The following is a 10595-nucleotide window of genomic DNA, read 5'->3' on the forward strand; positions in this document are numbered from 1 at the left end:
GGTTCACTTCAGACAATATTGTCTATTGATGAACTTTTATAGCGTTTACTATGAGATGTATAGTAAACTTTTCCCCCAGAATCTGGTACAAAATGACAGCTGATACATGAACGCCATAACGACTTCCATATTGGTTCGTGAGACTCACGGAAAAATTCCCCCATTACAGGTTTAATTGCTGCAGTTGCTTTTAACAAATTGTAGTGAGGAATATTGAGAAAGATATGGTGAGCTACATGAGTACCAATATCGTGATGGATATGATTGATGAAACCGTAATTACGGTCAATGCTAGAAATAGCACCCTTTAAGAAAGTCCAATCTTCTCCTCGATACCAGGGGATATCTGGCTCAGTATGATGCAGAAAAGTCACCACATCTAGCCAAATGATAAACACAATGTAGGGTACGGCGTAATTTTTTAATAACCACATCCAACCCCATTGATATGTGAGAAACCCAAGCAAAGCTACCATGCAAGTCCATAGGACAGTGCTAGTAATCACATCCCATTTTTCTGATGGCTTGAACAGTGGGCTACCGGGTAAAAAGTGAGAACCCTCTTTATTAGGAGAGCGTTTAAACAGATATACCGGATAAGCCAAGAAAAACACATAATATCGGCCTATCTTTTGTTCCCACGGCATTTCTTTATATTGTGATTCGCTCACAGGATACCAGCTTTCATCATTATCGATATTGCCAGTATTGAGATGGTGGGTTCTGTGGCTAATTCGCCAACCATGATAAGGGACGAGTATTGGTGTATGTGCAAGATGACCAATCAAATCGTTGAGCCATTTCTTTTTAGAAAAAGATTGATGTCCGCAGTCATGTCCAACTACAAACAAAGCCCAAAACATTGTTCCTTGCATGAGCCAAAAAATCGGCCAGAAAAACCAAGAATCTAGGTAATTAGCCACTGCATAGAGTAGACCAATAATCAGGATGTCTCGGAAAAAGTAATAAAGAGATTTACCTAAATCTGGCTGAAAACATTCAGGAGGGATTGCAGCTTTTAATTCCTGAAGGGTAAAGGGCAATTTTGGTAAATTTGCAGATGATTGTGAGCTAGAAACAGGGATTAGCTGAGGGTTATTGGCAGGAATACTATTTAATGACACTGGATTCGATGAAATGTAGATTCTAGTCTTGCTCAAAGCAAGGAAAAGTTACCTCTGCAATGGAAATTATGGAAGACATTTCTGTTCTCAAAAACCCGCACGAGGACGTTTCTGGCAATTTCTTAAACAATTTTCATTAAGAGAAACTGCCAGAATTAAGATTGCTAAACAAGGTTAAATTAAAGCACAGATCAAGACATAACTGGTCGGAATCATATTATACAACTCCCCCAGTTATACTTCATCTTTGATTTATCGCCCTGCATGATATTCGTCAAATGTGATATAGCCCACATCAGTGACGTAGAGTTGACATTTATCTGTAATTTCCTTCATTAATGCCCAAGAAAATTTACTTTCATCATGTAAGTAAGGCTGCCAATTTTCTTTGATGCTCTTGTAAGCTAATCGCAGATTATAAGAAGGGATTGCCGTAGATAGATGATGTGGTACGTGGACATTGATATCGTGGCAGAGAAATTCTATCCAGCGTGGATAATCACAATGAATAGTACCAGATAGTTGTGCTAGTGCCTCGTTCCACTTGTGAGCGGCGACAAAAGGAACATCAAAGGTAGTATGGTGAACAATTGTGAAAGTACTCATCCAAAAATGGTAAACCATCCAGGGTAACAGCCAAAATTTGACAAATCCCCAAATACCAGTTGTGGCGATGAGAAGCGGGAAAGCAACTACAGCAAATAGAACAACTACAGCTACAGAGAATTTAATACTAGATTGGTCTTTGGTTTTGAAATTCCGCCAATCAAAATGAACAACTGCCCAATGTCCAATAGAACCTAGCCACCAAAGGCGATTACGCATAAAGCCTTCAAATACTGCTTTGCGGAATGGGCCCCAAGTTTCAAATACTTCTGGTCTAATTGGATGCCAAGCGTTGTCTTCATCCAGTTTATTTGTATGTTTATGGTGATGATTGTGCTTAATCCGCCAACTGTGGAAGGGATAAATCAAAGGTAGGAGTAATACATGCCCGACTAAATCATTTACCCAACGACGGTTAGCAAACGAACGATGACCGCAATCATGAGCGATGACAAAAAAACCTGTTAAAGCAGTGCCTGTAAAAATCCAAGCAAAGGGTAAGAGAAACCAAGGAGAAATAGCGATACTGACGTAGCCTAAAGCAACCATCAAAACTGCGATCGCCACATTTGTCCAAGCTTTAAACCGATTTTTTTTAAAGCACTCCTTTGGCAAGGTTTTAATAATATCTTTTAGCCTTAGGTCGGAGTTCCCAAGGTCATAAGTTTGATTTTGATTTTTGATTATTGATGTAGTCATGAAAACCTGAAAAACAACACAACCTATCACCTACACACCACAAAGTGGTTTGCCGCAAAGTTTCTTAACATTAACGTTTTGGATTATAGCAACCTAACCCATCCTGTATGCGGAATTAGTAAATGGATATTTTTGTTGCTAAGAAAACTTTGTCACTAATTTACTGTCTACAGTCAACCTTCTCATGTCAAGGTTGGACTGAGCCGCATTGACTGACTTATGACTTTTTCTCTGCTAGCTTTACATTTGTAGCGAGACCAAGCAGTTGTAGCAATTGAATCGTCATCCAAGTCAGATCAATTTCCCACCATTCCAAGCCGTGACGAGCTGAGTATTGGTAAGCGTGGTGATTATTGTGCCAGCCTTCACCAAATACCAGTACAGCTACCCACCAGCAATTGGTTGAGTTATCGCCAGATTCATAGGTGCGGTAACCGAACTTGTGAGTAGCACTATTTACTAACCAAGTGCAGTGGTAAACCCAGACAATCCGCACAAAAATTCCCCAAACAACCATCGGCCAACCACCTATCGCCAACAGCAACAAACCCAGAGCCACTTGGACGAGAATAAAATATTTTTGCAAAAACTGATAAACTGGGTCTTCGGCAATGTCTTTAGTGAAGCGAGGAACTTCAGCGTGAGCGGGTGCGTGATAAATCAGCCAACCCATATGGCTCCACCAAAAACCCTTATTAGAATCATGGGGGTCTTTTTCCGTATCCGAGTGTAGATGATGGATACGGTGTGTACCTACCCACTCAATTGGCCCGCCTTGACAGGCGAGAGTTCCACAAAGCACCAGTAGATATTCCAACCATTTGGGAGTTTGAAAACTGCGATGGGTAACCAGGCGGTGAAAACCCAAAGTAATACCTAATCCACCAGTTATCCAGTAGAGCAATAAACCGACACCAACTGCTGTCCAGCTAAAGTTGCTAGGTAGCAAGGCAAACAGCGCTCCGATGTGCAACGCAGCAAAGAATAGGGTATTAACCCAGTTAATTTGAAGTTTGGTTGAGGTAGCAATTGTCATGAGAAACCTGAATAGGAACGGTTAAGCCTAATCTGCGCGATCCCAAAAATCCGCATATTTATTTAATTTTTAATGAGGAACCAATGAACAGCTTGGAACAGCTGCGGCAAGCAGAACAGGCACTGTTAGAGATTTTTTCTGGAATTGACGCTCAGGTCAAGCAAAATCTTCAACGAGTTTTAAATGCCTTTCGTCACCAACGTGTAGGGGCACACCACTTTGCAGGTGTAAGTGGCTACGGTCACGATGATTTAGGAAGAGAAACTTTAGATAAAGTTTTTGCCGAAGTAATGGGTGCCGAGGCTGCGGCAGTACGGGTGCAGTTTGTGTCTGGGACTCACGCGATCGCTTGTGCCTTATTTGGTGTGTTGCGTCCTGGAGATGAAATGTTAGCAGTGGTCGGTTCTCCCTACGATACGCTCGAAGAAGTCATTGGTTTAAGGGGTCAAGGACAAGGCTCCCTTATTGAGTTTGGCATAAATTACCGCCAATTAGACTTAACTAGCGAAGGAACTATAGATTGGCAGGCTTTAAGTACTAGCGTGGCTAATAACACAGGTTTAGTATTAATACAACGTTCTTGTGGTTATTCTTGGCGACCGAGTTTATCGATTGCTGATATTGAAAAAATTGTCAAATTAGTCAAACAGCAAAATCCCAATACTGTGTGCTTTGTAGACAATTGCTACGGCGAATTTATCGAAACTCAAGAACCCACCCATGTGGGTGCCGATTTAATGGCTGGTTCCTTAATTAAAAATCCAGGTGGCACTATTGTCACTGCCGGTGGCTATGTCGCCGGTCGTGCTGACTTAGTCGAAGCCGCAGCCTGTCGCCTTACCGCCCCTGGGATTGGCAGTTATGGCGGTGCTACCTTTGACCAAAATCGGCTTTTATTCCAAGGCTTATTTCTCGCACCCCAGATGGTAGGAGAAGCGATGAAAGGCACTTATCTGACAGGGTATGTATTTGATAAATTAGGTTATCCTGTCAATCCAGCACCTTTAGCGCCCCGTGGCGATGTCATTCAAGCCATCAAACTCGGTTCCGCCGAAAAGCTAATTGCCTTCTGTAAAGCCGTACAACAGAATTCTCCTATCGGTTCCTACCTAGACCCCATCCCCGATGAAATGCCGGGGTATGAGAGCCAAGTAGTCATGGCTGGAGGCACGTTTATTGAGGGTAGCACCTTAGAATTTTCTGCGGACGGGCCGTTGCGCGAGCCTTATGTAGTTTATTGCCAAGGGGGGACGCATTGGACGCATATTGCGATCGCATTGGAAGCGGCGATCGCATCTGTGGGGCCTGCTTGAGGAAGGCAGGAGGCAGGAGGTTTTGTTTAAGTAGGGTGGGAATATTCACTTAATCAGTAATTAGAGCCACCAAATCTTTAATTTTGGTATATTTTTTACCCTTCGTTTTCCTGGCTTTTGACTGTAGCCGCAAAAATGCAAAGACCATTTTTCCTTCTGCCTCCTGCCCTCTGCCCTCTGCCTTTTATTCCGGTAACTTATACTGTTCAACAATCCGTTTAGCATACTCCGGCACATGCGCCTCTAATTTCTCCGGATGATTCCGCTTCACATACAGATAATTCCGCGTAAAGTGAGAATCAATCGAAAATCTTGCATATTCTAAACCTTTCGGGCCGATTCTCTCAATTACCACACCCATTAATTTTGCTGCCCACATTGGTAAAGTCACAGCTTTATCGTAAGCCGGAATGCTTTGCTGTACAGCTTCTTTACGATTACCTTGGGACATTACAGGTTGAGTATCTAACTGATCTTTTACCAAGTCCAGCATTTCTTTACCTGTATCATTTCTCACCACAATCCATTGCCAGCCAAAGGGCGCGCCCATGTAGCCGACAACTAAATCGGCTAGGGAATTAACGTAATCAAAGCAACTCATACATGAGGGGGCAAAGACATCTTTGAGTTTGTTGGTTTTTAAGCCAAAGAAGGGCACGGTTTCTGTAGATCCGTCCTCATGTTTGAAGTGAACGCGGAAGTCTTGCATAAATTCATAATGCACGACTGTTTCAGGCGAGCGGCTGGTGGTTTCTAAGAATTTTTGCAGTCCAGCGCGGGTGACATTATCTACGCAAGGTGTACCTAAAACATAGAGCTTTTCTAAGCCTAGTTGTTTTTCTACGGCTCTTAATGCCTGGATTTGGCAACCAACGCCAATTACTAATAGCCGCTTCATCCCCGATTTTTCGATTTCCTCTAAAACTGAGAGATTGGGCGATAGTGTTGGTTTATTTACTCGTGCTGCCAGTATTTCCTCTGGGGTACGGGCGATGATGGGCATTGGTTGAAAGCGATCTTCTTTGGTATTTTGCACGCAAACAACACCTTCAACTATGCCGCGATTCAACATTTCAATGGCGAGGGAACTGACAATACCCGTCCATTGTGCGCCTTCGATAGGCTGCTGTTTCCGCGCCGCCATCATGTCTTGATGAACGCCAAAGTAGAGTTCATCGGGGTTATCGAGGTTGCGGGGGCGGTTGTGGGCTTGTGTTTCTAAGTCGCCAATCTGCTGATTAATGAAAGCGCAGGCTTCTTTGACGTAGTGGATGTAGTATGTATCGCACAATCCACACTCGCTGCACAGTTCTTTAGCAGGGCGGCGGCTAGTGGGTTTTAAGGCTTTGGCTTTTTTATGAGGAGAAACCGAAGTCATATAAATTCGTTGTTTTATCCAGGCATCGCTTTTACTACAATACCTTCATAGGCTATGCACTTCACGATAGAAATTGAGCATGAAGAGGATAGACACAGTTTTAAGTATTTTTTCCATTCTCATCTGTTTTTTATTTGGAGCATCGTTGATTAAGAGATTCTCCAAATCAATTTAAAGTGACTAAAAATTCTCAAACAGGTGCAGCATTTATTGCTGGAGGTAGCATAACAGGCGCTGGTGTTTCCGCAACAGTTGGCGGGATGGGGTTAGCCGGAGGATTTGGTGCTGTAGGAATTGGTACAGTTCCAGTAGTTGGGATTGGTGCTGTCGGTGGTGCAGCAGTTTATGGCGCTTTTACAGCAATAGCACAAGGAGATGCGGCTGCTTTCGGTGCAATGGGAATTGGCGCAGTTGGTGGTGCTGGCTTTTCTAGCGTCGTGGGTGGTATGGGATTAGTTGCACCAAAAATAGGGCTGGCGTTTGGTATTGGTACAGTACCTATGGTAGGAGTTGGTGCGGTGGTAGGACTGGCTGCTTATGGTATCGCCAAGCTTTTAGATGAATCGGAAATTCGGGAAACTCCCACACAGGTTTTTGAACGAATGGAAGAGAAAGTCTTACAGATGGATTATTCTGCCGCAGCAGTGATGGAGTTGGAAGCATTTTTATCTGGTGAGGATCTCAATCAAAAATTTGCGGCTTTGGAAATTGAAGATGAGTTGCAAGTATTGAAGGCTAAATTCAAGGAAAAACAGAAAACCCAGAATGATAAATTTGTTAATCCTCAACCTGAGACTCCCAAAACTCAAAAAAAAATAATTCCTGTCATCATCCCAGCAACTGAAGCTTGGAAATGTGTGAACACACTTAAGGGACACTTAGCGGCAATCAATGCGATCGCTCTTAGTCCTGATGGTAAAATCCTGGCTACTGGCAGTAATGACAAACAAGTTCATCTCTGGGATTTAAGGACTGGAAAATGGCTGTATACCTTCTCTGGGCAAGCAGAAGCCGTTTTATCTGTAGCGATTAGTCCCGATGGACAGAAAATTATCAGTGGTAGTGGCGATCGCAAAATTAGCAGTTGGCAGATAAATACTCAAAAATTCTGGCGGACATATTCTTATTTAAACTCTCCCTACAGTCATAATGGTTTTGTTAATTCAGTAGCTTTTAGTCCAGATGGTAAATACATTGCTAGTGGTAGTAGCGATAAAACTATCAGAATTTGGGGAAGTGATACGGGAACAATCAAATCTACGTTAAATGGACATTTAGATGCAGTTATATCTGTTGTTTTCAGTCCAGATGGTAACTATATTATTAGTGGTAGTGCAGATAAAACTATCAGAATTTGGGATATCAAAACTGGTAAACAGCGCTTTATATTATCTGCACATTTAGGAGCAGTTAATACAATTGCTATTTGTGCTGATAGTCAAACTTTGATTAGTGGCAGTACAGACACCACAATTAAACTTTGGCATCTCAACAATGGCGAATTAATCCGTACTCTAAATGGACACAAAACGGCTATTTTATCTATTAGTCTCAGCCGTGATGGGAAAACTTTAGCTAGTAGCAGCAGTGATGGTATAATTAACATTTGGGATATTCTAACAGGGGAAATTATCCAAACTTTTTATGGATTTAGTCCCGTAGCTTTTAGCCCAGATGGTAAAACCTTGATTAGTGGGGGTAATCATGGTACAGCCAAAATTTGGCAACAAACTCAAAGCTTTGAAGAATTAATAATCCATAATTTACTTTCTAGCTCTTGGTGGGAAGTTTTGGGTGTCGATAAAAATGCTCATCCTCAAGAAGTAAAGCTTGCTTACCGTCAATTAGCTAGATTGTATCATCCTGATATCAATACTTCTGAGAATGCTAAAGCATCAATGCAAGCACTTAATCAGGCTTATCAAAAGTTTCTCAAACAATAGCAAGTTAATAATCAAAGCCGAGTTAATTAATTGTCGGTTTTTGTTGCGGTAAAACCATCAGGTTGGAAAATTTAACTAATCATTCTTCTCAAAAAAAATGTGACCAATTGGTAGGGGCATGGCATTGCCATGCCCTATTCATAATTAATTTGTAGTTGATTTGGCAATTGCACCTAATTGCAAACCTGAGGGATAATTACCATCTTCTTTGATGCGTTTAATTTCTGCATCACCAATTCGTAAATTGAGTTTTTGCGCTATTGTCCTGACAATATCTCCGCGATCGATGACGCCAGCTACTGCACCAGCAGGAGAAATTACGGTAATCCTTGGTAACTGTTCATTCTCCATTTTATTAATTACTTCTGCTAAAACAGTAGATTCGGCAATTGTAGGTATTTCTGATAAAGGATGCACGATACTTTGGATAGTTTGAGTTTCCCAGGCGCTTCTTTCTACTAAGCGTAAATCATCAATGGCAACCATACCGCGATAACGTCCATCAGCAGCTGCAAAATAAATTGGTGGCGCATTACTATCTAATAAATAGGAATCAGCAAAGGAACGCAATGTTTGCTCGGCGTCAACTACGCGAAAATCGCGAGTCATTGCATCGCTAGCTGGGACTTTTAACAGAGTTTCTTGTAATGTGGTGACGCTGTCGTAGGTGTTGGCGTTGCGAATGCCAAACCAACCTATCAAGACAATCCACAAACCTAAGGCTAGTTCTCTGGTAAAAAAGTCTATGGCAAAACCTAAAGCGATCGCTCCATAACCTAAAATTTGTCCCGCCCTTGCTGCTAAGTGTACCGCTTGAAAGCGATCGCCTGTAATTTTCCATAATGCAGCTTTGAGTACTTGTCCGCCATCTAGGGGTAAGCCGGGAATTAAGTTAAATAAGGCGACAACTAAGTTAATTCTCGCTAAATCGCTCACCATAACGCTAATGGGGCTAGTTTCTGGTAAGACATAAGATAGTAACCGCAGGATAAAAAATAACCCAATACTTACTAAAGGCCCCGCGATCGCTACTTGAAATGCTTTAAACGGTGTTTTCGATTCTTCTTCTATTGCGGCAATTCCACCGAATAAAAATAAGGTAATGGAATTAACTCGAATTCCTTGCGATCGCGCTGCTAAACTATGACCGAGTTCGTGTAATAACACTGAAGCAAATAGCAGCAGTGCCATTACCATTCCCGCACTCCAAGCTAACACGCTTCCCCATGCTTCATAAGCTACCCCAAAGTTGAGGGTGGCTAACCCTAAAATTACGAACCACAAAGGATCTAAAAATAGTGGAATGCCAAATAAAGATCCGATTTTCCAATTTGTTTGCATGACATTGTCCTAAAAGTAGATATTTACATTTCCAAGTGATATAAATAATACAAGTACGTTTTTATACTCAATATTTGCCTATGGGCGAGCGATCGCTCAAAACTCAGATCTACCAAGTCTTGAGGGTAATGCTCTCATTTCTAGAATAGACAATTAATCATATTTAATCACTTTGAGAAAATAAATTGATTCTTCCTCAAGAATCAATAAATCTGATAAGTGCCCAGTCAGCAACCATAATTTCTCAAGTTGCAAATTTGACTGACAGTAAAACTAATCAAATTTATTAAAACTGTTGCAGCACTTATTACAGCAAATTTCTGTCTTGTTCGGCAAATCTGCTGAAATCAATGCATTCCCTACTTAATAATCAGTAATTTTTTGTGACTTTTAACAATTCAAGTATCGGCTTATTTACCCATTTTATCATTTTTGTAAATAGCCGAACTCTTACATAAAAGAGATTATGTTAGCGTTAAGTTAACGCTGGATTTAGTAATACTATATTTTTGAGATAGACAGTATGCTTTTACCAGTTTTATACATGGAAAGCCTAGATGAAATAGACAGCGAAAATCTATCTCGCGGTGAAATTCAAGTGCGTCAGATTGCTAGAAATATGTCTGTATTTCCGGCTTTTTGTATTTATGCACTATTTTTACCGCTACTGATGATTTTATATTACTGTTATGAACCAGCGAAAGAAGCCTTTCAAGGTTTTATCTTTACTTTTATTCTCAAACCAATTCGCTGGGTTTGCTACAAAATAGTTTTTATAATTTGTGATGCTGTCAGAAAACTTAATAGTTGAAGAATAATATTAAATATTCAAAATCGGCAGAAAACTAAGCACTTCTAAGCACCTAGCTTTCTGCCTATAGAATCCGTTAATCAGAATATATCTAGCGTTAAGTTAATCTGAAAACGGTAGCAACGCATCAATTTAGGTGAGAAACAACCTGAATAAATTTTCAGGATTGTCCCGCTTTTATTCCTAAAAATTTTGACACTCCCCTGCCTGATTAAATTTTGCTACGCTCATTTAATGGAAAAGGCAGGGGATTCTTGGTTCATCCAGCAAGCCGTAAACCTTTGTGTCCCTATTCCCAACGCTGTTGGTACAAGGGCAGTACTTAACCAAGCATCCGCTACTGC

Annotated in this window: 8 protein-coding genes; 3 read left to right on the forward strand and 5 right to left on the reverse strand. The window is 41.2% G+C overall.

Features of this window, described 5'->3' with window-relative positions; genetic code table 11:
- Nucleotides 1-8: 8 nt before the first annotated feature.
- The 3 genes from H6G08_RS29670 to H6G08_RS29680 form a co-directional block, all read right to left on the reverse strand.
- The gene (locus H6G08_RS29670) at nucleotides 9-1139 is read right to left on the reverse strand and encodes a fatty acid desaturase (protein WP_390626529.1); all 1131 of its coding nucleotides are present in this window, start codon (nucleotides 1137-1139) and stop codon (nucleotides 9-11) included.
- A 237-nt stretch (nucleotides 1140-1376) separates the two neighbouring features.
- Nucleotides 1377-2429, reverse strand: a complete 1053-nt coding sequence (locus H6G08_RS29675) for a fatty acid desaturase (RefSeq protein WP_190549654.1) — start codon at nucleotides 2427-2429, stop codon at nucleotides 1377-1379.
- A 217-nt stretch (nucleotides 2430-2646) separates the two neighbouring features.
- Nucleotides 2647-3465: an acyl-CoA desaturase gene (locus tag H6G08_RS29680; protein ID WP_190549656.1), complete on the reverse strand. Its 819-nt coding sequence runs from the start codon at nucleotides 3463-3465 to the stop codon at nucleotides 2647-2649.
- A gap of 83 nt (nucleotides 3466-3548) precedes the next feature.
- Here H6G08_RS29680 and H6G08_RS29685 point away from each other — a divergent pair, with 83 nt between their 5' ends.
- A complete protein-coding gene (locus H6G08_RS29685; RefSeq protein WP_190549658.1) occupies nucleotides 3549-4778 on the forward strand; it encodes a methionine gamma-lyase family protein in 1230 nt (409 codons plus the stop codon).
- Between the two features lie 184 nt (nucleotides 4779-4962).
- On the opposite strand, the gene H6G08_RS29690 is transcribed toward H6G08_RS29685, so the two are convergent.
- Entirely contained in the window at nucleotides 4963-6156 is a 1194-nt protein-coding gene (locus H6G08_RS29690; RefSeq protein ID WP_190549660.1) for a Coenzyme F420 hydrogenase/dehydrogenase, beta subunit C-terminal domain, read from the reverse strand.
- A 176-nt stretch (nucleotides 6157-6332) separates the two neighbouring features.
- Between H6G08_RS29690 and H6G08_RS29695 the strand changes: the two genes are divergently transcribed.
- On the forward strand, nucleotides 6333-8099 hold the full coding sequence (locus H6G08_RS29695; RefSeq protein ID WP_190549668.1) for a WD40 domain-containing protein: 1767 nt from the start codon (nucleotides 6333-6335) through the stop codon (nucleotides 8097-8099).
- Nucleotides 8100-8243: 144 nt separating this feature from the next.
- Here the strand turns inward: H6G08_RS29695 and H6G08_RS29700 are convergent, their stop codons facing one another.
- Nucleotides 8244-9440, reverse strand: a complete 1197-nt coding sequence (locus H6G08_RS29700; protein WP_190549671.1) for a site-2 protease family protein — start codon at nucleotides 9438-9440, stop codon at nucleotides 8244-8246.
- A 523-nt stretch (nucleotides 9441-9963) separates the two neighbouring features.
- On the opposite strand from H6G08_RS29700, the gene H6G08_RS29705 reads away from it, so the two are divergent.
- Entirely contained in the window at nucleotides 9964-10251 is a 288-nt protein-coding gene (locus H6G08_RS29705) for a hypothetical protein (protein WP_190549673.1), read from the forward strand.
- Nucleotides 10252-10595: the final 344 nt, after the last annotated feature.

It is taken from the genome of Calothrix anomala FACHB-343, from assembly GCF_014696435.1.
In the GTDB taxonomy this organism is placed as follows: Bacteria; Cyanobacteriota; Cyanobacteriia; order Cyanobacteriales; family Nostocaceae; genus Aulosira; species Aulosira anomala_A.

Bases quoted from the DNA above. Each gene is read 5' to 3' on its own strand.
- H6G08_RS29700 (WP_190549671.1), bottom strand. From the start codon at position 9,440: ATGCAAACAAATTGGAAAATCGGATCTTTATTTGGCATTCCACTATTT.
- H6G08_RS29675 (WP_190549654.1), bottom strand. From the start codon at position 2,429: ATGACTACATCAATAATCAAAAATCAAAATCAAACTTATGACCTTGGG.
- H6G08_RS29680 (WP_190549656.1), bottom strand. From the start codon at position 3,465: ATGACAATTGCTACCTCAACCAAACTTCAAATTAACTGGGTTAATACC.
- H6G08_RS29705 (WP_190549673.1), top strand. From the start codon at position 9,964: ATGCTTTTACCAGTTTTATACATGGAAAGCCTAGATGAAATAGACAGC.
- H6G08_RS29690 (WP_190549660.1), bottom strand. From the start codon at position 6,156: ATGACTTCGGTTTCTCCTCATAAAAAAGCCAAAGCCTTAAAACCCACT.
- H6G08_RS29685 (WP_190549658.1), top strand. From the start codon at position 3,549: ATGAACAGCTTGGAACAGCTGCGGCAAGCAGAACAGGCACTGTTAGAG.